Annotated in this window: 19 protein-coding genes and 1 pseudogene; 19 read left to right on the top strand and 1 reads right to left on the bottom strand. The window is 67.0% G+C overall.

Features of this window, described 5'->3' with window-relative positions; genetic code table 11:
• Nucleotides 1-4 precede the first annotated feature (4 nt).
• The 4 genes from ACIG5A_RS43990 (at nucleotide 5) to ACIG5A_RS43975 (ending at nucleotide 3,218) form a co-directional block, all read left to right on the top strand.
• Nucleotides 5-949, top strand: a complete 945-nt coding sequence (locus ACIG5A_RS43990; RefSeq protein ID WP_397251721.1) for an EamA family transporter — start codon at nucleotides 5-7, stop codon at nucleotides 947-949.
• A gap of 77 nt (nucleotides 950-1,026) precedes the next feature.
• Nucleotides 1,027-1,800 (top strand): MerR family transcriptional regulator, encoded by a 774-nt coding sequence (locus ACIG5A_RS43985; RefSeq protein ID WP_397251719.1) that lies wholly within the window; start codon nucleotides 1,027-1,029, stop codon nucleotides 1,798-1,800.
• A 213-nt stretch (nucleotides 1,801-2,013) separates the two neighbouring features.
• Nucleotides 2,014-2,574, top strand: a complete 561-nt coding sequence (locus ACIG5A_RS43980; RefSeq protein WP_397251717.1) for a hypothetical protein — start codon at nucleotides 2,014-2,016, stop codon at nucleotides 2,572-2,574.
• Nucleotides 2,575-2,633: 59 nt separating this feature from the next.
• On the top strand, nucleotides 2,634-3,218 hold the full coding sequence (locus tag ACIG5A_RS43975) for a hypothetical protein (protein ID WP_397251715.1): 585 nt from the start codon (nucleotides 2,634-2,636) through the stop codon (nucleotides 3,216-3,218).
• A 10-nt stretch (nucleotides 3,219-3,228) separates the two neighbouring features.
• Here the strand turns inward: ACIG5A_RS43975 and ACIG5A_RS43970 are convergent, their stop codons facing one another.
• Entirely contained in the window at nucleotides 3,229-3,855 is a 627-nt protein-coding gene (locus ACIG5A_RS43970; protein ID WP_397251713.1) for a TetR/AcrR family transcriptional regulator, read from the bottom strand.
• Nucleotides 3,856-3,953: 98 nt separating this feature from the next.
• Between ACIG5A_RS43970 and ACIG5A_RS43965 the strand changes: the two genes are divergently transcribed.
• The 15 genes and pseudogenes from ACIG5A_RS43965 (at nucleotide 3,954) to fadD32 (ending at nucleotide 24,147) form a co-directional block, all read left to right on the top strand.
• The gene (locus tag ACIG5A_RS43965) at nucleotides 3,954-4,676 is read left to right on the top strand and encodes an SDR family NAD(P)-dependent oxidoreductase (protein ID WP_397251711.1); all 723 of its coding nucleotides are present in this window, start codon (nucleotides 3,954-3,956) and stop codon (nucleotides 4,674-4,676) included.
• Between the two features lie 108 nt (nucleotides 4,677-4,784).
• Nucleotides 4,785-6,005: a UDP-galactopyranose mutase gene (glf, locus tag ACIG5A_RS43960; protein ID WP_397251708.1), complete on the top strand. Its 1,221-nt coding sequence runs from the start codon at nucleotides 4,785-4,787 to the stop codon at nucleotides 6,003-6,005.
• A gap of 15 nt (nucleotides 6,006-6,020) precedes the next feature.
• Nucleotides 6,021-7,994 (top strand): annotated as a pseudogene (locus ACIG5A_RS43955) (glycosyltransferase); the annotation flags it as partial.
• 185 nt (nucleotides 7,995-8,179) lie between these two features.
• Complete coding sequence (locus tag ACIG5A_RS43950; RefSeq protein WP_397251734.1) at nucleotides 8,180-8,707, top strand: phosphatase PAP2 family protein; 528 nt, start codon at nucleotides 8,180-8,182, stop codon at nucleotides 8,705-8,707.
• Nucleotides 8,700-9,632: a decaprenyl-phosphate phosphoribosyltransferase gene (locus tag ACIG5A_RS43945; RefSeq protein ID WP_397251706.1), complete on the top strand. Its 933-nt coding sequence runs from the start codon at nucleotides 8,700-8,702 to the stop codon at nucleotides 9,630-9,632. Before ACIG5A_RS43950 ends, ACIG5A_RS43945 begins: the two co-directional genes overlap by 8 nt.
• A 4-nt stretch (nucleotides 9,633-9,636) precedes the next feature.
• A complete protein-coding gene (gene zomB / locus ACIG5A_RS43940) occupies nucleotides 9,637-11,613 on the top strand; it encodes a flagellar motor control protein ZomB (protein WP_397251704.1) in 1,977 nt (658 codons plus the stop codon).
• A gap of 275 nt (nucleotides 11,614-11,888) precedes the next feature.
• Complete coding sequence (locus ACIG5A_RS43935; RefSeq protein ID WP_397251702.1) at nucleotides 11,889-12,953, top strand: alpha/beta hydrolase; 1,065 nt, start codon at nucleotides 11,889-11,891, stop codon at nucleotides 12,951-12,953.
• Between the two features lie 300 nt (nucleotides 12,954-13,253).
• The gene (locus tag ACIG5A_RS43930; protein WP_397251700.1) at nucleotides 13,254-14,333 is read left to right on the top strand and encodes an alpha/beta hydrolase; all 1,080 of its coding nucleotides are present in this window, start codon (nucleotides 13,254-13,256) and stop codon (nucleotides 14,331-14,333) included.
• A 239-nt stretch (nucleotides 14,334-14,572) separates the two neighbouring features.
• On the top strand, nucleotides 14,573-15,574 hold the full coding sequence (locus tag ACIG5A_RS43925; protein ID WP_397251698.1) for an alpha/beta hydrolase: 1,002 nt from the start codon (nucleotides 14,573-14,575) through the stop codon (nucleotides 15,572-15,574).
• A 351-nt stretch (nucleotides 15,575-15,925) separates the two neighbouring features.
• Nucleotides 15,926-16,933, top strand: coding sequence for an alpha/beta hydrolase (locus tag ACIG5A_RS43920; RefSeq protein WP_397251696.1), 1,008 nt, complete (start codon nucleotides 15,926-15,928; stop codon nucleotides 16,931-16,933).
• 286 nt (nucleotides 16,934-17,219) lie between these two features.
• Entirely contained in the window at nucleotides 17,220-19,079 is a 1,860-nt protein-coding gene (locus ACIG5A_RS43915; RefSeq protein ID WP_397251694.1) for an alpha/beta hydrolase-fold protein, read from the top strand.
• 110 nt (nucleotides 19,080-19,189) lie between these two features.
• A complete protein-coding gene (locus ACIG5A_RS43910) occupies nucleotides 19,190-19,714 on the top strand; it encodes a DUF732 domain-containing protein (RefSeq protein WP_397251692.1) in 525 nt (174 codons plus the stop codon).
• Entirely contained in the window at nucleotides 19,714-20,694 is a 981-nt protein-coding gene (locus ACIG5A_RS43905; protein ID WP_397251690.1) for a cutinase family protein, read from the top strand. Before ACIG5A_RS43910 ends, ACIG5A_RS43905 begins: the two co-directional genes overlap by 1 nt.
• Nucleotides 20,695-20,924: 230 nt before the next feature.
• Nucleotides 20,925-21,968: an LLM class F420-dependent oxidoreductase gene (locus ACIG5A_RS43900; RefSeq protein ID WP_397251688.1), complete on the top strand. Its 1,044-nt coding sequence runs from the start codon at nucleotides 20,925-20,927 to the stop codon at nucleotides 21,966-21,968.
• Nucleotides 21,969-22,236: 268 nt separating this feature from the next.
• Complete coding sequence (gene fadD32 / locus ACIG5A_RS43895) at nucleotides 22,237-24,147, top strand: long-chain-fatty-acid--AMP ligase FadD32 (protein WP_397251685.1); 1,911 nt, start codon at nucleotides 22,237-22,239, stop codon at nucleotides 24,145-24,147.
• Nucleotides 24,148-24,201: the final 54 nt, after the last annotated feature.

Genomic DNA, 24,201 nt, shown 5'->3' with positions numbered 1-24,201 from the left:
TGACATGACCACAACCACCACCCAGCGCGCCGGAGCCTCCGTCGCCGGCACCCTCGCACTCACGGCGCTGACCCCGATCGTCTGGGGCTCCACCTACGCGGTCACCACCGAATTCCTGCCGCCGGACCGCCCGCTGTTCACCGCGCTGGTGCGTGCGCTGCCGGCCGGACTCGCACTGCTCGCCATCACCAGGATGCTGCCGCGCGGCCGCTGGATCGGCCGGGCCGCCGTACTCGGCCTGCTCAACATCGGCGCCTTCTTCCCGCTGCTGTTCCTGGCCGCGTACCGGCTGCCCGGCGGCATCGCCGGCGTGCTCGGCGCCGTCGGCCCGATGTTCGCGCTGGCCTTCGCGACCGTGGTGCTGTCCGAAAAGCCAACCGGCCGTAAGGTTCTCGCCGGTCTGATCGGCGTACTCGGTGTCTCGCTGGTGGTGCTGAAGGGCAACGCCCAACTCGACGCGGTCGGCGTCATCGCCGGGCTGGCCGGCGCCGGGTCCATGTCGCTCGGCACCGTGCTCACCAAGCGCTGGGGACGCCCGGAGGGTGTCGGCCCCCTCGCGATGACCGGTTGGCAGCTCACCGCGGGCGGTCTGTTCATCGCCCCGCTCGCGCTGATCATCGAGGGCGCACCGCCCGCGATGGACGGCCGCGCCGTCGGCGGCTACCTCTACCTGGCCGTCATCGGTACCGCGGTGGCGTACTGGATCTGGTTCCGCGGCATCTCGAAGGTCTCCGCCACCTCGGTCGCCTTCCTCGGCCTGCTCAGCCCGGTCTCGGCCGCGGTGATCGGCTGGGTCGCGCTCGGTCAGGCGCTGACTCCGCTGCAGGTGTCCGGCATGGTCGTCGCGCTCGGCGGCACCCTGCTCGGCCAGTTCACCGGCTCGCTGCGGACGGGCAAGCCCGCACCCGCCGCCGAGAACGTGCTGGTGGAGACCGCTTCGAGCAGGTAGCGGATAAGCCTTGACTCTTACGTAACGTCAACTTGCAGACTGAGAGCACCGACGAGAAACGAAAGGAGAACCTGGTCATGACCGCGAACACCGGGACCGGCGAATGGTCCATCCAGGAGCTGGGCAAGGCGGCGGGCACAACCAGCCGGACACTGCGCCACTACGGGGAGCTGGGGCTGCTGCCGCCGAGCCGGATCGGCGCCAACGGGTACCGCTACTACGACCAGACCTCCCTCGTGCGGCTGCAACGCATCCTGTTGCTGCGGGAACTCGGCCTGAGCCTGCCGGTCATCGCCGAAGTCCTTGCGGGAGAACGGGACACCGCCGCCGCGCTGCGCACGCATCTGGATCTGCTTCGGCAGGAACAGGACCGGATCCGACGCCAGATCGAGTCGGTGCACACCACGCTGCTCAAGACGGAACGAGGTGAAAAACTCATGGCAGCAGAAGTTTTCGACGGGTTCGACCACACTCAGTACAAGGATGAGGTGATCGAACGCTGGGGCAAGGACGCCTACGAACGCGGCGATCGCTGGTGGCGCTCGATGAGTGATGCCCAGAAGAAGGCACACATGCAGACCCACCTGGATATCGCCGCCGACTACGGCCGCGCGCACGCGGCGGGGCTGGCGCCGGACAACGCCGAGGTCCAGGCCATCGTGGCCAGGCATCACGCCTGGCTCGGCGACGGCTGGCAGGGCCGGGACGTGTACGCCGACGCCTTCATCGGCCTCGGCGAAATGTACGTAGCCGACCCGCGTTTCCGGGCGAACTACGACGTGCACGGCGACGGCACGGCCGAACTCGTCCGTGACGCGATCAAGGTCTACGCGGAGGCGAACCTCCGGTAGTCCGCCGTCCACCGATCGAGCGCCCGCGCAGCAACGAGCCGCGCGGGCGCTTTGCGGTGGGCGGAAGGTCCTGGGATGACTGTCGGCGTATCGATAGCAACCTGACGATTCTCGCCCCGGCGGCCCGGCAGGGCGGTAAATTGCCGCGTGCCGTCGGCGGCGACGGGGTCGTACGATCGGACGGCCGACACCTACGGGGAGGAAAGTCGAACTATGACCTACGCCAATGGAAACCCGGGCGTGGCACTGCGCGTGAACTCCATCGGAGTGGTGCCCGCGACCGCGGGTGCGCTGGCGATCGTCTCGGCGCTGTTCAACCTGTGGGGTGAGCAGGCGGTGCTGACCGCGTGGTTCGACGGATCGCCGCATATCGATAGATCGCTCGCGGTCTTCTCGGCGTTCGGCGGGGTGCTGCTAGCGGTCACGTTGATCATGGGGGCGGTACAGATCTTCCGCAGGGACGAGACCGGACGGTTCATGGTGATCCTGGCCTCGGGCCTGCTGGTCGCGATCGGCGTCGTCGCGCTGATCGGCGCGCTCACCAGCTATCAGCCCGACTATGGAATCGATTGGATGCCAAGGGAAGGCGGCGTCGCCGACGCGCTCACCGGCGCCTTCGGCGGCCTGGTCGGCACCCTCACCGCGCTGGTCCATCGCGACTGGCTCGGCAGCGTCACGGGCATGATCTTCCCGGCGCTCACCCTGGTTCTCGCGCTGGCGCCGTCCACCGCGCGCTGGGTCGCGCCGCGTCCCTCGGAGACCCTCTACCTCTGACGCGCGTGCGTCGCGACGGTACTCTGACGCGGCACACCGTTCGATGGGGGAGTTTCCAAATGAGTTACCCGTACGGCCAACCCGGCTACCCTGCGCCCTATGGCCAGCCGTATCAACCGTATGGCGCTCCGCCTCCGCCGCAGCCGAGCGGCGGTACCGCGATCACCGCGGGGGTACTCGCGATCGGCGTCGGACTGCTGACGCTCGTCGGTTCCATCGGGTTGTTCGCCTATGCCGCCGAAGGCCCCACATTCAAGTCCGGTCGGCATTACACCGGGATTTTCACCGGGCTCGCCACCGTGTTGCTCGTGCTCACCGTGGTGTACATCCTCGGCGCGATCTTGCTGCTGTGCCGCAAGACGGCGGGACGGGTGCTCCTGATCCTCATCTCGTCGCTGGGTGCGATCTTCGGCGTGGTCGGCATCGCCATCGCCGCGGGGAACGGCGGCTTCGTCCCGAGTAGCGGCATCGGATTCGTGATCCAGTTGACGATCCTCATCCTCGCGTCGGTGAGCTCCACCGGCCGCTGGATCGCCGCCGGTCGGCAACCGGCGCCCTACCCGTATCCGGCGCCACCGCCCTACGGTCAGCCGCCCTACCCGCCGCAGCCCTACGGCCAGCCGCCGAACTACCCCCAGTACTGACCCGAATTCCTCACCCGCGCAACGCGTCGAGCAACTGATCCTCGGTGATCGGCGGCACCGGCAGCGGGTGGGCGGCACTGGCACGCAGCCCGTCGAGGACAAGCGCCAAGTGCCGTCGCCATGCCTCGGGCGCGATCTGCGCCGTCGCCTCGACGATCCTGGTGTGTGACCAGGTGATGAAGGCGATGTCCTCCAGTACCCAATCGGCCCGCAGCGCGCCGGATCGTTGTGCGCGGGTGATGATTTCGCGCATCAGCCGGTGCCCGTCCTCCTGTGCGCGCGCGACCGCGTGGTTGGGGGCGGCGCGTACCGCCAGCTCGCCGAGCAGCCGGTCGGCGGCCTGGAGTTCACAGACCTTCTCGACCAGGTAGACGAACGAGTCCCACGGATCGGCAATGGCCAGCGCCTGTTCGGCGATGCGCCCGCCCGCTTCGATGCGGTCCTCGACGGCCGCGGCGATGAGTTCGTCGCGGGTGGGAAAGCGGTTGTAGAGGGTGCCGATGGCGACGCCGGCGCGTGCGGCGATCTCCTTCAGCGGTGCGTCGAGGCCGCGTTCCTCGAAGACCTCGCGCGCCGCGGTCACCAGCGCGTCGCGGTTGCGGCGTGCGTCGCTGCGCAACGGCTTGTCCTCGGGCATGCGCCGATCCTACAAATCGAACTTATCTTGAGCATGGGTTCAACTTACTGCTACGGTCGATCAGTAACTTGAACCATGGCTCAACTTGATGAGGCGACATGACCAAGACACTCGCGATATTCGGATTCGGCCCCGGGCTCGGCATGGGGACCGCGCGACGATTCGGCAAGGAGGGTTTCCGGGTGGCCGTGATCGGCCGCGATCCGGACAAGGCGCGGCGGCACACCGACCAGCTGGTCGCCGAAGGGATCGATGCGGCGGCGTTCCCCGCCGATGTCACCGATGAGGCACAGGTGCGCGACGCCGTCGACCGGATCACCGGCGCTTTCGGGCCGATCGATGTGGCGGTGCACGGCGCGGCGGGCGAGATGGCCGATCGCGTCCCGAGCACGCTCGCGGTCGACGTGGCCTCGCTCGCCACCCCGCTCGCGCTGAAGCTGCACTCGCCGATCCTGATGACCCGCGCGCTCGCGCCCGCAATGATCGAGCGCGGCGACGGTGCGCTGCTGTTCACCTCGGGCAACTCCGAGCGGCACCCGCTGCCGTATCTGTCCAACTTCGGCGTCGCGCTGGCCGCGCAGCGCGGCTATCTCCGTCAGCTCGAGGTCGAACTGCGTGGCACCGGCGTCTACGTCGGGCTGCTCAACATCGGTGTGCTGATCGGTGACAGCAGGGCGGAGCGGATCGTCGACGAACATCCCGAGCTGGTTCCGCCCGGCGTCGAGATCCCCAGGATGACCAATGCCGAACTGGGCGATATCTACTGGCGGCTGTACTCGGAACGGGACCGGGTCGAGCTGGATGTCGGGTTTGCCGACTGAGTCCGTGTCACCCGCGCGGCCTGCCGATCTCCGGTGGCGCTGCCACCGGATCGGCATGTACCGCACTCCGCCGGGACTCGGCGGAGACTTCCGATACGCTGGGCTCCCGTGACCGTCGCATCGTCCCCGGGTAACTCCTCCACCTCACCGTTCGACCTGATCATCGTCGGCTCCGGTTTCTTCGGGCTGACCATCGCCGAACGCGCAGCCACCCTGCTGGGCAAGCGGGTGCTAGTGCTCGATCGCCGCTATCACCTCGGCGGCAACGCCTACTCGGAGCCGGAGCCGGAAACCGGGATCGAGGTGCACAAATATGGTGCGCACCTGTTCCACACCTCGAACAAGCGGGTCTGGGACTACGTCACCCAGTTCACCGAGTTCACCGGTTACCAGCATCGCGTGTTCGCGAAGCACAAGGGTCAGGCCTACCAGTTCCCGATGGGCCTCGGCCTGATCTCGCAGTTCTTCGGCCGCTACTTCACCCCGGACGAGGCGCGCAAGCTGATCGCCGAGCAGGCCTCGGAGATCGAGACCAAGGACGCGCAGAACCTCGAGGAGAAGGCGATCTCGCTGATCGGCCGTCCCCTGTACGAGGCGTTCATCCGCGACTACACCGCCAAGCAGTGGCAGACCGATCCGAAGGAACTGCCCGCGGGCAACATCACCCGCCTGCCGGTGCGCTACACCTTCGACAACCGCTACTTCAACGACACCTACGAGGGCCTGCCCAAAGAGGGCTACACGAAGTGGCTGGAGAATATGGCCGCCTCGGAGCTGATCGAGGTCAGGCTGAACACCGACTGGTTCGACGTGCGCGATGAGCTGCGCGCGGAGAGCCCGGACGCACCGGTCGTCTACACCGGCCCGCTGGACCGCTACTTCGATTACAGCGAGGGCGAACTGGGCTGGCGCACCATCGATTTCGAGACCGAAGTCGTGGAAACCGGTGACTACCAGGGCACCTCGGTGATGAACTACAACGACTCGGACGTGCCCTACACCCGCATCATCGAGCCGCGCCACTTCCACCCGGAGCGCGACTACCCGCAGGACAAGACGGTGATCATGCGTGAGTTCTCCCGCTTCGCGCAGACCGGCGACGAGCCGTACTACCCGATCAACACCCCGGAGGACCGCGCGAAGCTGCTCGCCTACCGCGACCGGGCCAAGCAGGAAACCGCAACGGCGAAGGTGCTTTTCGGTGGCCGCCTCGGCACCTACCAGTACCTGGACATGCATATGGCGATCGGCAGCGCGCTGAGCATGTTCGACAACGTGCTGCGCCCGCACCTGGAGACCGGCGCGCCGCTCGTGGACGAGGAGGCCTGAGTGTCCTCCCAATCGATGCTGGAAGACATGGCCACCGAAACCAGAGCGAAATCGCTGCTGCAGCGGATCATCCTGCCCCGCCCGGGTGAACCGCTCGACGTGCGCACCCTCTACCTGGAGGAATCGGCGACCAACGCGCGGCGCGCGCACGCCGCCACCCGCACCTCGCTGTCGGTGGGCGCGGAATCCGAGGTCTCGTTCTGCACCTACTTCAACGCGCTGCCCGCAAGCTACTGGCGGCGCTGGAGCATCCTGAAGTCCGTGGTGCTCCGCCTCGAGCTGGCTGGGCACGGCCGCGTCGACATGTACCGCTCCAAGGCGGACGGTTCGCGAATCCACGTGCAGGGCAAGGAATTCGCGGTCGCTCTCGCGGCGCGAGCTCAGGACCCGGAGGAGGCAGCGGAGCGTAACCACGGAGGGGCCGGGGAGCGCCGCCAATCAGACACAGGCACCGAGTCGGTGACGGTCGAGTTCGAGGCCGACCTCGGCCCGTTCGAAGACGGCGGCTGGCTCTGGTTCGACATCACCACCGACACCGCGGTCACGCTGCTGTCCGGCGGCTGGTACGCGCCGATCGAGGCGCCGGGCGACAGCACCATCGCGTGTGGCATGCCCACCTTCAACCGGCCGACCGACATGGTGAAAACCCTTGCCGCGCTTGGTTCGGACCCGCTGGTGCTGGAGAAGATCGCCGCGGTGATCGTCGCCGACCAGGGCAACCGCAAGGTGGTCGACGAGCCGGGGTTCGCCGAGGCCGCCGCGGTGCTCGGCGATCGGCTCGCCATCCGCGATCAGCCCAACCTCGGCGGCTCCGGCGGCTACAGCCGGGTGATGTACGAGGCGCTGAAAACCACTGACGCGCAATACATCGTCTACATGGACGACGATATCGAGATCGAACCCGACTCGATACTGCGCGCGCTCGCCTTCGCCCGGTTCGCCAAATCGCCGATGCTGGTGGGCGGTCAGATGCTCAACCTGCAGGAGCGCTCGCACCTGCACAGCATGGGCGAGGTCGTCGACCGCGGCGTCTTCATGTGGACCTCGGCGCCGAATGTCGAGTACGACCACGACTTCTCGAAGTATCCGCTCAAGGACCGGGACAACTCCAAGCTGCTGCACCGGCGCATCGACGTCGACTTCAACGGCTGGTGGACCTGTGTGATCCCGCGCCAGGTTGCCGAGGAGATCGGCCAGCCGCTGCCGCTGTTCCTCAAGTGGGACGACGTCGAATACGGCCTGCGCGCACGCGATCACGGCTATCCGACCGTCACGCTGCCCGGCGCGGCCGTCTGGCATATGGCCTGGAGCGACAAGGACGACGCCATCGACTGGCAGGCGTACTTCCACCTGCGCAACCGCCTGGTGGTCGCCTCGCTGCACCTGCCGAACAACGGCCGCGCGATGGTGGTGAACACCGTCAAGGCGACGCTGAAACACCTGCTCTGCCTGGAGTATTCGACGGTCGCCATCCAGAACCTGGCCATCCGTGACTATCTCGCCGGCCCGGAGCGGCTGTTCCAGCTGCTGCCCTCGGCGCTCGGCGCGGTGCACGAACTGCGCAAGCAGTACCCGGACGCGGTCATCCTGCCCTCGTCCACCGAACTGCCGCTGGCCAGCCACATCGGCGTCGGCGCGGTCGGCGAACCGGCCAATCCGCTGGCCAAGATCGTCCGGCTGGCCAAGGGGCTCGTGCACAACGTGCGGCCCGCGCACACCGAACACCATGAGCGCCCGCAGCTGAACGTGCCGACGCTCGACGCGCGCTGGTTCCTGCTCTCGCAGGTCGACGGCGTCACCGTGACCACCGCCGACGGCCGTGGCGTTGTGTACCGCAAGCGCGATCCGCGCCAGGCGCTCGGCCTGTTCAAGGAGGCCATGCGGCTGCGCAAGGAGCTGGCCGCGCGCTTCCCGGAGATGCGGGAGCGCTATCGTGCCGCTCATCCGCAGCTGACCAGCACCGCGGCCTGGGAGCAGGCTTTCGGCGTGAGCGACGGGCCCGGAGGCGGCAGCTTGCGTAGCCACGAAGGGCCCCGGGAACGCCGGAATGAGACCAGCATCGAAACGAAGGGTGAGGGCAAGTGAGCCTCGGGGCCACCAACACCGCCGATGACAGCGGCGCCGTCCCGCGGGTGAACGACGCAGCGGCACCGGCGAAGCCGGGCCCGCCCGAGGTGGCGATCATCAATGCCGTGCAGGCCGCCATCGGCACCAATCCCTCGGTGATCAAGGCCGCGCGCGGTATGTCGCACTTCGGCGAGCACGCGCTCGGCTGGGTCGGCATCGCGGCGGTCGGCTGGCTGGCCGACAAGCCGAGGCGCAGGCAGTGGGCCGGTGTCGCGGTCGGCGCGGTCGGCGCGCACGCGGCATCGATCGTGATCAAGCGGGTCGTCCGCCGCCCCCGCCCGAACGACCCTTCGGTGCAGGTCAACGTGTCGACGCCGAGCAAGCTGAGCTTCCCGTCCTCACACGCCACCTCGACAACGGCCGCGGCCGTGTTGCTCGGCAGGCTCACCGGGCTACCCTTGCCTGCGGTGCTCGTGCCGCCGATGCTGCTGTCCCGTGTGGTTCTTGGCGTGCACTATCCCTCCGACGTGCTCGCCGGTTCCGCGCTCGGCGCCGCGTCCGCCGCTGTAGTGCTTGCCGCCGAAAAGAGACGCGATAGTGACCGCACAGGAAAGAGTCGGGGTCGACATGTCTGAAGAGCCGACAGGCGCTGACCTAGCTGACGCCGTCGTCAAGGGTCCGCCGAAGTCGTTGGCCGCCGGGCTCGTCAAGGCCGTGCGTCCACGCCAGTGGGTGAAGAACGTCCTTGTCCTCGCCGCGCCGCTGGCGGCGGGCGAGCGGGTGCTCACCGACGGGACGGTGCTCGGGCACGTCGCGATCGCGTTCGTGGTGTTCTGCATCGCGGCTTCGGGCATCTACCTGGTCAACGACGCACTGGATGTGGAGGCCGACCGCGCGCATCCGACCAAGCGCTACCGGCCGATCGCCGCGGGCGTCGTCCCGGTGAACCTGGCCTACGCGCTGTCGGTGGTGCTGTTCGCGCTGGCCATCGGCGGCTCGTTCCTGGCGAACTGGCGTCTTGCCGTGGTGATGGCGGTTTACATCGCCGTGCAGCTCGCCTACTGCTTCGGGCTCAAGCACCAGGCCGTGCTCGACATCTGCATCGTGTCCTCCGGGTTCCTGCTGCGCGCCGTAGCAGGCGGCGCGGCCGCGAATATCCCGCTGTCGCAGTGGTTCCTGCTGATCATGGCGTTCGGTTCGCTGTTCATGGCCGCGGGCAAGCGCTACGCCGAACTGCAGATCGCGCTCGGCACCGGCGCCAAGATCCGCAAGTCGTTGGAGTACTACACGCCCACCTACCTGCGGTTCATCTGGACCCTCGCGGCCACGGCCGTCGTGGTGTTCTACGGTTTGTGGGCGTTCCAGCAGGGTGACTTGAAAGACACCGACTGGTTCGCGATTTCGATGATTCCGTTTACCATCGCAATCCTGCGTTACGCGGTCGACGTCGATGGCGGCGAGGCCGGTGAACCCGAAGAGATCGCGCTGGGGGATCGCGTCCTCCAGCTTCTCGCAATCGCCTGGATCGGAGCGGTAGGTGTCGCTGTCTATCTCACCTGACGAGATGTTGGTAGCGGGAGAGCCAACGGAATACGCGTCCGACGAGCCGGCCGAGCAGCCGGCTCGTGCTTCGCGGTTCGCGCTGCTATCCCGGACCACGTTCGTCGGTGGGGTGGCACTGACCGTCGTCCTGTTCTGGATCGGCGCCTGGCAACGGCGCTGGATCGCCGACGACGGCCTGATCGTGCTGCGCACGGTCCGAAACCTGATGGCGGGCAACGGTCCCGTCTTCAACGAGGGCGAGCGCGTCGAGACCAACACCAGCACCGCGTGGACCTATCTGGTCTGGTTCTTCAGCTGGCTGACCCAGGCGCGGCTCGAGTACGTGGTGCTCGGCGTCGCGCTGACGGTGTCGATGGCCGCGATCGTCTTCGCGATGCTCGGTTCCGCGCGGTTGTGGGGCGGCACCAAGTCCGCGCTGCTGCTGCCCGCGGGCGTGCTCGTCTACATCGCCGTTCCGCCCGCGCGTGATTACGCGTCCTCCGGTCTGGAGAGCGGTCTGGTCATCTGCTGGATCGCGGTGCTCTGGTACCTGCTGATGCGCTGGAGCCAGGCCGATCGGGTCCGGCTGCCCGGACTGTTCGGGCTGGTGTTCTTCGCCGGGCTCGCGCCGCTCATCCGGCCCGAGATGATCGTGGTCGGCGGGCTCGCCCTGCTCATGGTCTTCCTCGCGCCGATGCCGCAGACCAGGCTGCACCCGATCCTGCTGCGCGCCTTGATCGTCGCGGTGGCGGGCGGCGTGCCGGTGCTCTATCAGATCTGGCGGATGGGCTACTACGGCCTGCCCTATCCGAACACCGCGGTCGCCAAGGACGCGGGCGGCGCCAAGTGGAGCCAGGGCTTCACCTACCTCTGGGATCTGGTCGGGCCGTACTACCTGTGGGTGCCGCTGCTCGTGCTGCTCGCCGCGGGCGTCGTCGCCGGCCGGGCCAGCCTGGATGCCAAGGCGGCCAAGGCAACCGCGAACGGTGAGGCCGAAAAGCCGCGCTGGTCGGTGCGCCGGGTGCTGGATTGGCTGCGGTCACCGAGCGCGGTGGTCACGCTGATGCTCGGCAGCGGTTTCCTGCTCACCGTCTACGCGCTGCGCGTCGGCGGCGACTTCATGCACGGCCGGATGCTGCTGCCGCAGCTGTTCCTGCTGCTGCTTCCGGTCGCGGTGGTGCCGGTCCGGGTGCCGGGATTCCTGCTGCGCGGTCAGCTGCGCGCCGGAACCGCGGCGGACTGGTCCTTCGCGATCATCCTGTTCGCACTGCTCGGCACCATCGGCTGGGCGCTGTTCGCGGCGAACACCACGGCCATCAAGAGCGGCACCAAGATCACCTCGACCGGCATCGTCGACGAGCGGGTCTACTACGTGCTCAACACCGGCCACGATCATCCGATCCTGGCCGAGGACTACCTGGACTACCCGCGCATCCGCGCGATGGTCAACGACATCGCCGAGACGCCCAACGGCGGCCTGCTGCTCAACTCGCCGTCGTACATGTTCTGGTACGTCGCGCCGCCGCCGCTGCCCATCCAGGCCGGCGGCTCCGGGCACACGGTCTTCTTCCTGAACCTGGGCATGACGAGCATGAACGTGCCGCTGAACGTGCGGGTCATCGACCAGATGGGCCTGGCCTATCCGCTGGCCGCGCACACCGAGCGGCTCACCGACGGCCGGATCGGGCACGACAAGAACCTCTACCCGGACTGGGTCATCGTCGACACCGGCATGGTGGACAAGAAGCCGTGGATGCCGTTCTACCTGGACGAGAAGTGGGTCGCCCAGGCGCGCACCGCGATGGGATGCCCGGGCACCCAGGCGCTGATGATCTCCTACCGCGATCCGCTCACCTTCGAGCGCTTCCGGCACAACTTCAAGAACGCGCTGACCTTCGCCAAGTACCGCATCGATCGGGTGCCGAAGTACGAGATCCAGCGCTGCGATCTGGTCGACCCGTATCCGCAGGCGCCGCCGCCGGTGCTGCCACCGCGCTGAGTCACACCGGCCACGGAGAACCCGCTGAGCCCCAGCCGTCTCGCTGATGACGCTGGGGCTCAGTCGTCTCCTGGATCGCTCCCTGTCCCAGCGGTTGCGCACAACTAAAGCGCAAGAGTGTCGTACACCGCATTGTCTCGGTTTGATAACGCATGGGCATCGATGGCAGGTTAGGGTGCTGAGGTACGCCCGCCGGGGCGCCATTTTGTGCTGGATGCCGTCGGCGGTCCGTTAGACGCGGCCGGGTATGCCGCACGAGGAAAGGCTTAAACCTGATGAGGAGCGTGTTCGCGCGTCCGAAGTCGCTAAGAGCCGGCTGGCTCAAGCGGTCCATGCTGCTTTCGCTGGCGATCGTGCTCCCGCTCGGGGCGTCGGTAGCAGGTCCCGCGGCAACCGCTTCGGCGGCGTTCAACCCGTCGGCGTTCGACTTCTGGGTCGATTCCAGCATGGGCCCGATCAAGTCGCGGATCTTCCGCGCGGCGGACGGCAACACCAACCGCGTCGTCTACGCGCTCGACGGCATGCGCGCCCGCGGCGACCTCAACGGCTGGGAAATCGAGACCGACGTCGCCAACGCGCTCACCGCGGCGAACATCAACGTCGTAATGCCGGTCGGCGGCCCGTCCAGCTTCTACGCGGACTGGAACGCGCCGAGCACCTTCCTGGGCATTCCCACCGGCTCCGGCCCCTCGGGTTCCTCGTCGGGTTCGGCGATGACCGGATCGTCGGGCTGGAACGAGACGGTCGGCAAGGTCAGCACCTACAAGTGGGAAACCTTCATCACCCAGAACCTGCGCAACGCGCTGCGCGACCGGCTGGGCTTCAGCCCGAGCCGCAACGGCGTATTCGGCCTGTCCATGGGCGGCAGCGCGGCGATCACCTTGGCGGCCTATCACCCGGATCAGTTCAGCTACGCCGGTTCCTACTCGGGCTACCTGAACATCTCCGCGCCCGGCATGCGTGAGGCGCTGCGCGTCGCCATGCTGAGCGCGGGCGGCTACAACATCGACGCGATGGCGCCGCCGTGGGGCCCGGCCTGGCTGCGGATGGATCCGTTCGTGTTCGCGCCGCGACTGAAGGCGAACAACACCCGCCTGTGGATCGCCGCGGGTAGCGCGCTGCCCGCCGCACAGGACGCGGTGGCGCCGATGGACATCATCCAGGGTGTGCCGCTGGAGGCGCTCGCGCTGGCCAACACCCGCGCCTTCCAGGTCAGGATGCTGACCCTCGGCGCGAACAACGTCACCTACGACTTCCCGCCCGTCGGCATCCACAACTGGAACAACTGGGCGGGCGAGGTCTACCGGATGATCCCGGATCTCTCGGCCAACATCGGCTGATCTTTCCGAACCGAAGAACCGCCCGGTGCGTACGCGCACCGGGCGGTTTTTTCATGTTCACCTGCGGCTCGTCCGAGTGCGGTTCGACAACGAATGTGTGGCGAGACCCGTGCGGTAGTTGTGGCATGGGTCACTTTCCAGCAACATATAAGCATTCGTTTCCGATTGATACACGAACAGCATGCACACAGGTCGATTCGTCCGTACTTGGCGGATGTCGAGTCTTGGTGCCCGATGAGGGGGCCGGTGAAGATCGCTAGAAATTTGCCGACCCGGTCGCCCGAACGAAAGGTCGAGTTGATGCGAATTGCGCGCGGGAAACGTAGGCCAGGCAGATCAGCGGCCTCGGGATCATGGGTGAAGCGATCGGCATTGGGGATCGCGCTGGCCATGTTGCTACCGCTCGGGATCACTGTGCTCGGCGACGGACCGGTCGCATCGGCAGCGTTCGATCCGGCGATCGAGGACAATTTCGTCCAGTCCGGTATGGGGCCGATCAAGGTTCGGGTGCTGCGCGCCAGGGACGGCAACACCAATCGTGTCGCCTACGTGCTCGATGGCATGCGCGCGCCGGAGAATCTGAACGGCTGGGAGATCGAGACCAACGTCCCCCAGGTGCTCGCGGACTGGAACATCAATGTCGTGATGCCGGTCGGCGGCATGTCCAGCTTCTACGCCGACTGGAACGCGCCGAGTGAGTTCTTCGGCATCCCGGCGGGTACCGGTTCATCGTCCGGATCGGGCGGGCTGAACGTCCTGTCCTCCGGTCCCGGCAAGAGCTACCGGTACCAGTGGGAGAGCTTCCTGACCGGTAATCTGCCCGACTACCTGCGTGGCAAGTACGGCTTCAGCTCGAACCGCAACGGCGTCTTCGGCCTGTCCATGGGCGGCAGCGCGGCACTGACCCTGGCGGCCTACCACCCGGAGCAGTTCAGCTTCGCCGGGTCCTACTCGGGCTATCTGAACATCTCCGCGCCCGGCATGCGTGAGGCCATCCGCGGGGCGATGATCGACGCGGGCGGCTACAACGTGGACTCGATGGCGCCGCCGTGGGGCCCCCAGTGGCTGCGGATGGACCCGTTCGTCTTCGCGCCGCGGCTGATCGCGAACGGCACCAGGCTGTGGGTCGCCGCGGGCAGCGGCTTGCCGCGCGGCGACGACCTCAGCATTCCACCGCTGGACGCCGCCGACCGACTGGTCAAGGGCGGTCCGCTGGAGGCGTTGGCGCTGGCGAATACCCGCGCATTCCAACTTCGGATGCTGTCGTTGGGTGCGCAGAATGTGGTCTATTCGTTCCCGCAGTTCGGCCTGCACGCGTGGACGAACTGGCAGGACGAGGCCTACCGGATGATTCCCGACATGTCGGCGAACATCGGTTAGCGATTCGAGTGACGGACCGCCCGGTACCCATGGGGTACTGGGCGGTCCGTTTTTGTCAGTACCGCTTACGCATTTACCTGGCAAATCTCTGGTTTCTATCACGATCCGGTCTCGCAGTGCGTTTCTCGTGGTTCGACTTCGAATATCTACCGATAGAAAGCGTTAGCGCCGTGTCATAGCAAGGCTGAGGCAAACGGCGTTCCGGTCAACGGTGATCGAACGGGTGAAAGGTCGGGTCGATGCGGACTGGCGGAATGCGCACGGACGGATGTGGACGCCGCTGGCTGCGGCGATCGGTCGCCGGACTGGCGTTTGCCCTCGCGCTACCGCTCGGCGTCGCGACGGTCGGCCTGACCGCGCCCGCGTCGGCCGGATTCAATCCGGCGGGCCACGACTTCTGGGTCGACTCCAGCATGGGCCCGATCAAGACCCGCATCTTCCGCGCCATCGACGGCAACACCCGCCGCGTCGTCTACGCGCTCGACGGCCTGCGCGCCCGCAACGATCTCAGCGGCTGGGAGATCGACACCGAGATCTCCCGTGTGCTGCCGCAGTGGAACATCAACGTGGTCATGCCGATCGGCGGTCAGTCCAGCTTCTACTCGGACTGGATCGCGCCGAGCAACACCAACGGCCAGAAGACGCCGTACGCGTGGGAAACCTTCCTCACCGAGAACCTGCGCTGGGCCATGCGCGACCGGCTCGGCTTCAACCCGTACGGCAACGGCGTGTTCGGGTTGTCCATGGGTGGCAGCGCGGCGCTGGCGCTGGCGGCCTATCATCCCGACCAATTCCGTTATGCCGGTTCGTATTCGGGCTACCTCAACATCTCCGCGCCGGGGATGCGCGAGGGTCTGCGGCTGGCGCTGCTCGACGCGGGCGGGTTCAACATCGACGCCATGTGGGGCCCGCCGTGGGATCCGAAGTGGCTGCGCAACGACCCGTTCATGTTCGCGCCGCTGTTGCGCGAGAACGGAACTCGGCTGTGGATCTCGACCGGCAACGGGGTCAACGGGCCACGTGATGTGATCAACGCGCCGATCGACGTCTATCACCTGGGCAACGCGATGGCGCTGGAGACGATCGCGCTCGCCAATACCCGCGCCTTCCAAGCCAGAATGGAGGCGATGGGCCCCTGCAACGCGGTGTTCGACTACACCGAGGTCGGCGTGCACAGCTGGCATTACTGGCAGGACCAGGTATTCAAGATGCTCCCCGACCTGAGTGCGCACCTGGGCTGACTCGTACCCGGTCTTACCCGCCGATTGACCCGGATAGCCGAAATCCCGTCTCGCGGAGTGAAAATCCGTCATCCGGGGCGACATCACCGAGTGAACGCGCTAAGGTCACCGCAGAATCACATCTTGCCCACGGGCGGATTTCGGCCACCGGGTTGCCTCGGCCTTGCTAAGGCTTCCCCGGTCGAATATCGTCCAGCGAGCGCAAGTGTGACCAGATCGTTGTAGCGCCGTCGTATGTGCCGGAAGGTCGGGATCCGGTGCGGTATGCCGTGCGTCTCGTTGGCAACACGGGTGTTGCCCTGCCCTCGCGGGGCGGGGAAGCACCACAACAGCAGAAAGAGAGCAGGATTCATGCGTTTCGGCAGGGCCGCCGCGCCGAGTAGAAACAGGTCGGGCCGGCAAGGCGCACCTCGCGGTTGGCGTAAACGAATTCTGGCTGTCGGTGCCGCTGTCCTAGCGCTACCGATCGCCGCCGGAGTGGCGGCGCCGACCTTTGCCGCCGCCGACCCCGGCGTGTTCGAAGACATCATGGTCAACTCGAGCATGGGCCCGATCAAGGTCCAGGTGCAGTGGGCCGCGCGCGGCGGCAACGCGGCGCTCTACCTGCTCGACGGCCTGCGTGCGCGCGACGACCGCAACGCGTGGTCGTTCGAGACCAACGCGCTCGAGCAGTTCCGCAACGACAACATCAGCCTGATCATGCCGGTCGGCGGGCAGTCGAGCTTCTACGCCGACTGGTACGCCCCGAGCAACACCAACGGTCAGAAGACCACCTACAAGTGGGAAACCTTCCTGACCAAGGAGCTCCCGGCCTACCTGGAGACCAGGGGCGTCTCGCGCACCAACAACGCGGTCGCCGGTCTGTCGATGGGTGGCAGTGGCGCGCTGGCGCTGGCCGCCTACCACCGCGACCAGTTCAAGTTCGCCGCGTCGTACTCCGGCTACCTGAACATCTCCGCGCCGGGCATGCGTGAGGCCATCCGCCTCGCGATGCTGGACGCGGGCCGCTTCAACGTCGACTCCATGGCCGCGCCGTGGAGCCCGCAGTGGCTGCGGATGGACCCGTTCGTGTTCGCGCCGCAGCTGCGCGGCCTGCCGATGTACATCTCGGCGGCCAACGGCCTGCCCGGCGAATTCGATCGCCCGAACTCGGCGGTCGGTGTGTTCAACACCGGCACCGCGATGGGTCTGGAAGCGCTGTCGCTGGTGAACACCCGTGCCTTCCAGGTGCGCCTGAACTCGCTGGGCATCCCGGCCGTGTTCGACTTCCCGGCCGCGGGCACCCACTCGTGGAAGTACTGGGAGCAGGAGCTTTTCAAGTCCCGCAAGCAGATCCTGGACGCCACCGGCGGCTGGTGATCATCTAGCTCGTAGAACTCAGGCCGCACCAACTCTGGTGCGGCCTGAGTCGCGTTTGGGCTCGTCCGCCTCCCCGCGAATTCAGCGCACTGGTAAGAGCCGCGAGACTTTCGTTGCGGGCCGGCGGTCAGTGCCCTGGTTGAGTTCGGGGCGTGCCCGATGAGTTACCCATGTCCTCGCGAAATCAGTTGTCGCGGTGTGTTGGACATGCTCGGGGGCAACCAGGTGGTCTGTTACCGTGCGTGTCCTCCCAGGAACTGGGTGGGTTCGGGAGTAGAAAACTCATGTGGCAGGGAAAGCGTGCGGTAGATGGGGGAGAACCGGGCGACGGGCCGGATCGGCGCGCGCCCGGATACTCGTGCTGGCCACGGCGCTGGCATTACCGCTGGCCGGGGGCCTATCCCCGCTGACAGCGCACGCCGAGAACGAACCCGTCGCCGCGTCCGCGGCCACCGTGCAAAAGGTGGTGTGGCTCGGCGATCGCCGGGTCGCGCTCTGGGTGAACTCGCCGTCCATGGGCGCGCCGGTCCAGGTGCAGCTGCTGCTGGCCAGGGACTGGAATACCCGCCCGGACAGTCGTTTCCCGGTGCTGTTCCTGCTCGACGGCCTACGCGCGACCGATGACGAGAGCGGCTGGACCAAGGACGCGGGCGCGGTCGATTTCTTCGCCGACAAGAACGTCACCGTCGTCCTGCCGATCGGCGGCCAGTCCAGCTTCTACTCCGACTGGCTACAACCGAACAACGGCAAGAACTACAAGTGGGAAACCTTCCTCACCAAGGAGCTGCCGCCGCTGCTGGAGAGCCAGTGGCGCGCCACGGATGTGCGTGGCATGGAGGGACTTTCGATGGGCGGCACGGCCGCCATGTTCCTGGCCGCGCGCAACCCCAACTTCGTCAAATACGCCGCCTCCTACTCCGGCTTCCTGACCACCACCACGCTCGGCATGCCGCAGGCGATCCAGTTCGCCATGCGTGACGCGGGCGGTTTCGATTCCTCGGCCATGTGGGGCGCCCCCGGCAGCCAGGAGTGGGCCGATCACGATCCGTACGCGCTGGCCGAAAAGCTCAAGGGCATCACCCTTTACGTTTCCAGCGGCAGCGGCGCGAACGGGCCGTTCGATCAGGCCTCCGGGATTCCCGGTGTCAGCACCAACTACGCGGGTATGGGCCTGGAGATCCTGTCGCGGCTGACCTCGCAGAACTTCGTCACCAAATTGGGCAAGCTGTCCATCCCGGCGCAGGTGAATTACCGCCCCTCCGGCACACATTCGTGGCCCTACTGGGATTTCGAGATGCGCCAGTCCTGGGCGCAGGCCGCGGGCGCGCTCGGCGTCGACCCGGGGCAGGCCTGCGGTGTCACCGGCGCGATCGGCGCGCTCGTCGCGGGCAACGGCTGGCTCGGCCAGTGCCTGACCGGTGAGTACCAGGTGAACGGCGGTGTGGCACAGGACTTCAAGGGCGGCCGGGTGTTCTACTCGGGGCCGACCGGCGCGCATCCGGTGGCGGGCATGATCGGCGGTGGCTACCAGGCCGCCGCGGGCCCCGCCGGTGTGCTCGGGCTGCCGACCAGCGAGGAGCGCGGGCTGCCGGACGGCCGCGGCCGCTTCCAGGCCTTCCAGAACGGCCTGCTCTATTGGACGCCGCAGACCGGCGCGCAGGTGGTGCGCGGCGCGATCCGCGACGAATGGGCACGGCAGGGCTTCGAACGCGGTCCGGCCGGCTATCCCACCGGCCCGGAAACCAAGACGCCCAATCGCGACGGTGTGGTGCAGGGCTTCGAGAACGGCCCGATCTACTACAGCCAGAAGACCGGCGCGCATCGGATGGAGGGGCTGATCCTCGGCAAGTTCGCGCAGATGGGCTTCGAGAACAGCTGGCTCGGTTTCCCGGCGTCGGAAGAGCTCGCGGTGAAGGATCTCGGCCGGTTCATGCGCTTCGAGGGCGGCAGCATCTACTGGAGCCCGCTGTCGGGCGCGTGGGCGGTGCGCTCCGGCGTGATCATGGATACCTGGAAGGACACCGGTTTCGAGAACGGCAGGCTGGGATATCCGATCAGCGACGAATTCCCCATCGCCGGTGGAGTGCAGCAGAATTTCCAGGCCGGATTCATCATCGTGCGCGACGGGAAGGCAGAGGTGCACTGACCAGAAAGATTCACACCGGTCTGTTTGCTCGCTGCCACCGCTCGCTTAACGTTTGCCGCTAGCCTGGGTGGCGACTTTGCCCCTGGAACAAGATCTGAGGACATATTTTCATGCATCGGACCCGTGGAAAGGTACTCGGCGTAGCCGTGGCGATCGCCGCCACCGGACTGCTCGCCGCGTGCGGTGGCAATGATTCGACCGCATCGAGCAAGCCGACGCTGACCAACACCACGACAGCGACGCAAGCGCCGACCTCGTCGTCGACATCGGGTGACGCAGGCGCCCCCGCACCCGCGCCCGAGGCGGCGCCGCCGAGCACGGTGGCGCCGGAGCGCCCGCAGCCGGTGCCGACCAACGCCGCTCCGCCGTCGGACAGCTCGAAGCTGACCGACAAGGACAAGAAGTTCCTCGACGCGCTGAAGGCACAGGGCATCACCGTCAACAGCCCGGATATCGCGCTGAGCGTGGCAACCTACGTCTGCCAGAGCCAGGCCGCGGGCGCGAAGGACGAGGAGATCACCCCGTTCGTCAACGCGATGGCGGGTTCGGATCCGTCCTTCGATCCGGCCAAGATGCCGGTGGAGAAGGCGGGCAAGATCTACATCGACGCCGCTAAGTCGACGTACTGCCAGTGATGGTCCGCCGCGGTTCGAGACCCCGCCGGTCACGTCCGGCGGGGTGCCTGATCTTCCTGGCGATCGTCGCGCTGATCGTCGTCATCGTGATCCTGCTGTGGTACCTGCTCGCGGGCAGGCTGCGGCCGCCGAAGCCGCCCGTGCCGCCCGAGGTGCCCACCTCGCAGCCCGCGTGGTGCCCGGACGTGGAGATGATCTCGGTGCCGGGCACCTGGGAATCGAACAGCGGCGATGACCCGCGCAATCCGGCCGCGAATCCGGCGTCGCTGATGCTCAACGTCTCCAACCCGATCCGCGAGCGCTTCTCGGACCAGCGGCTCGACGTCTTCACCGTGCCGTATGTCGCGCAGTTCTCCAATCCGATCGCGATACCGCCGGACGGCCAGCAGTCCTACAACAACAGCCGCACCGAGGGCGCGCGGCGCATGGTCGACGAAATGGCCAGGCGCACCAAGGAATGTCCGCTCACCTCCTACGTGATCGCCGGTTTCTCCCAGGGCGCGGTGATCGCCGGTGACGTGGCCGCGGATATCGGTGCGAACAAGGGTCCGGTGCGCCCGGATCTGGTGCTCGGCGTGATGCTCATTTCGGATGGGCGCCGTACCGGTGATACCGGACCGGGCCAGGCGCAGCAGGTCGGACCGCCGCCGCCCGGTGTCGGTGCGGAGGTGGCACTGAAGGGGCTGAACGTGCCGGGCATCACCATGACGGGTCCGCGCCCCGGCGGCTTCGGCGTGCTGGCCAACCGCACGTACACCATTTGCGCGCCAGGCGATTTGATCTGTGACGCACCGCGTGAGGCGATGAACCCGTTCAACATCATGGGTTCGCTGATGTCGCTGGTGCGTGCGGCGGGCAATCCGGTGCACGCGCTGTACAACGGCTACGTCGTCGATCCCGACGGCACCACGTCGACGCAGTGGACCGCGAACTGGGCCAACGGCCTGATCGATGGAGCGCCGCACCCCAAGCACTCGTAAACCTGAACAGTTTTGGTGACTTTCTCCGTGTTTACCCTGCGTAGCACTCGTCACCGGCCCTCCGAAGGTGCACAAGCACCCCGTACCGGACGTGCCCGAGCCCAGAGTGCTGCGACAACCTCACTCGTTTTCTCCCACACGCTGTAAAGTGCGCTGATGATCGCGACCGCGCTCACCCGACGGGCGAGGTGTCGCAGAGGCAACTTCCTTACATCCAGGAGCATGAGTTCATGACAGAAGCCGCCGCACCGGCCCCCACGGCGAGCCGTGAAGCGGATGCTGCGTTGACCGCACTCGGGACTCCGTTGCGCCCGTTCCGATTCGCCGCATCGGGGGAGGGGAACAAGCAGGAGGGCGGTGCCCGCAAGTTCATCCAGACCGCGCAGACCGCGGAGGAGTACGGCTACGACACCTTCGTCGTGCCCGATCACCTCGGCGATCAGATCGGCCCGATCGCCGCGCTCGGCGCGCTGACCCAGGCCACCGAGCGGATCCGGCTCGGAACCTCGGTGCTGGCCAACCCTTTCCGGCATCCCGTGGTGCTCGCCAAGGATCTGGCCACCATCGACGTGCTGTCCAAGGGGCGGCTCGAGGTCGGCCTCGGCGCCGGTTGGAAGCAGGACGAATTCGAAGGTGCGGGCATTGCCTATGATTCGCCCGGCGTCCGGCTGGAGAAGCTCGACGAGGCGCTGACGATCCTGGATGTGCTGCTGCGCGGCCAGGAGTGCAACTTCGACGGCAAGCACTACCAGGTGCACGGCATCAAGGGCACGCCGCGGCCGCGGCAGGGTCCGCGCCCGCCGATCTGCACCGGTGGCGGCGGCCCGAAGATGCTGCGCCTTGCGGCCAAACACGCCGACATCATCTCGGTCGTTCCGGTCACCACCAAGGAGGGCAAGGGCAAGCTGTCCGGCATCACCTTGGAGAAGGCGATCGAAAAGGTCGAGCTGATCAAGGAGGCCGCGGGTGACCGCTTCGCCGAGATCGAGCTGAACTGGGCGATCACCGCCGTCGTCATCACCGACGACCGGGAGAAGACCGCCGAGATGGCGCTGTCCGCGTTGGATAGGGGGCTTTCACCGCTGCTCGAGGTCGACGTGAAGCTCTCGGTCGAGGACATCCTCGATTCGCCCTACGTCGCCATCGGATCATTCGAGGAGATCGCCGACCACATCCGTCGTGTGCGGCAACTCACGTCGATGTCCTATGTCGGGGTGTTCCCCACGCAGATGGACGCTTTTGCGGGCGTTATTCCACTGCTGAGGGATGCGTGAGCGAGCGCAGCGAGTGAACCGAAAACACAGCGCCAGCGGGCACGGCGGAGCCGAGCGCCAGCGAGGTGGAGCCGGGGCCACGCTCCTCTGTAACATGACTCTGGTTTGAGAACATCTAGCCGATAGCGGTCACCGCGCAGACCGCATTAATCTGCAGGCCTGCTCTTGCATGGCAGGGCACACCCGCGGGCGATAGCGAGTCGGGGCCTCACAGGTAACAGCGGCGATGTCGCCGTCTTGCTGCGTGTGCCTCGGAGGAGAAGAAGGAATGGAAGAGACTTTCGACGACTACCTGGACGAAACCGGGAACATCCATATTCCCGAGGGTCGCACCCTGGTCGATCACGTCGAGAAGCACACCCGGAACGACGCGAACACCCTGGCGTACCGCTACATCGACTACTCGCGGGAGCGCGACGGCGAGGCGCAGGAGCTGACGTGGCGTGAGTTCGGTACCCGGCTGCGCGCGGTGGCCGCTCGTCTGCAGCAGGTGACCAACCCGGGCGACCGGGTCGCGATCCTCGCGCCGCAGGGCCTGGACTACGTGATCTCCTTCTTCGCCGCGATCTACGCGGGCACCATCTCGGTGCCGCTGTTCGATCCGGACGAGCCCGGCCACACCGATCGCCTGCACGCCGTGCTCGGCGACTGCGAGCCGTCGGCCATCCTCACCGCGAGCTCCTCCGCGGCGGGTGTGCGCCAGTTCTTCCGCTCGCAGCCCGCCGCGCAGCGTCCGCGCATCATCGCGGTGGACGCGATCCCGGACAGCGTCGGCGACACCTGGGTCCGCCCCGACATCGTGGTCGACGACATCGCCTACCTGCAGTACACCTCGGGCTCGACCCGAGTGCCCGCCGGCGTCGAGATCACCCACCGCGCCGTCGGCACCAACCTGCTGCAGATGGTCGAGGCGATCAACCTGGACTGGAACTCGCGCGGCGTCACCTGGCTGCCGCTGTTCCACGACATGGGCCTGCTGACGGTGATCCTGCCTGCGGTCGGCGGCAAATACATCACCATCATGTCGCCGAGCGCGTTCGTGCGCCGCCCGTACCGCTGGATCAAGGAACTGGCCGCGGTCTCCGACGGCGCCGGAACCTTCGCCGCCGCACCGAACTTCGCGTTCGAGCACGCCGCGGCGCGTGGCCTGCCGAAGGCGGGCGAATCGCTCGACCTGTCGAACGTCATCGGCCTGATCAACGGCAGCGAGCCGGTGACCACCTCGTCGATGAAGAAGTTCAACGAGGCGTTCGCGCCGTACGGCCTGCCCAAGACCGCGATCAAGCCCTGCTATGGCATGGCGGAGGCGACGCTGTTCGTCTCGGCGACCAAGCACGAGGACGAGGCCAAGGTCGTCTACGTCGACCGGCACGAGCTCAACGCGGGCCGCATGGTCAGGGTCGAGCAGCACTCCGACAGCGCCATCGCCCAGGTGTCCTGCGGGTATGTCGCGATGTCGCAGTGGGCCGCGATCGTCGATCCCGACTCGATCGAGCAGGGCGGTCGCGAACAGGAAGACGGCCGGGTCGGCGAGATCTGGCTGCACGGCAACAACATGGGCATCGGCTACTGGGGCCGCCCCGACGAGACCACCAAGACCTTCCAGAACCGCATCGAGCACCGCATCGCCGCGGGCAGCCATGCGGAAGGCACTGCGCCCGATGCCAATTGGATGCGTACCGGCGACTACGGCGTGTACTTCGAAGGCGAGCTCTACATCACCGGCCGCGTCAAGGACCTGGTGATCGTCGACGGTCGCAACCACTACCCGCAGGACCTGGAGTTCTCGGCGCAGGAAGCGAGCAAGGCGCTCAGACCCGGATTCGTCGCCGCGTTCTCGGTGCCCGCGAACCAGCTGCCCGCCGAGGTCTTCGAACAGGGCAGCCACTCCGGCCTGAAGTTCGACGCCGACGACGCCTCCGAACAGCTCGTCATCGTCGGCGAGCGCGGCCCCGGCGCGGGCAAGGCGGATCCGCTGCCCATCGCCGACGCGGTGCGCGCGGCGGTGTCCTCGCGCCACGGTGTCACGGTGCGCGACGTGCTGCTTGTCCCCGCGGGCTCGATCCCGCGGACCTCCAGCGGCAAGATCGCTCGCCGCGCCTGCAAGACTGCTTATCTAGAGGGGACGCTGCGGGGCGGTTACACCCAGCAGGCATTCCCTGACGCACCCGACGAGTAACCACCAAGGTGGCACGGCGGCCCGATCGACGACGCTCGGCGCCGACACCCCCAC

Source organism: Nocardia sp. NPDC052566, from assembly GCF_044547285.1.
Classification (GTDB): Bacteria; Actinomycetota; Actinomycetes; order Mycobacteriales; family Mycobacteriaceae; genus Nocardia.
The sequence above is the reverse complement of the archived record's forward strand: the minus strand, read 5'-3'. Positions and strand labels throughout refer to the sequence as shown.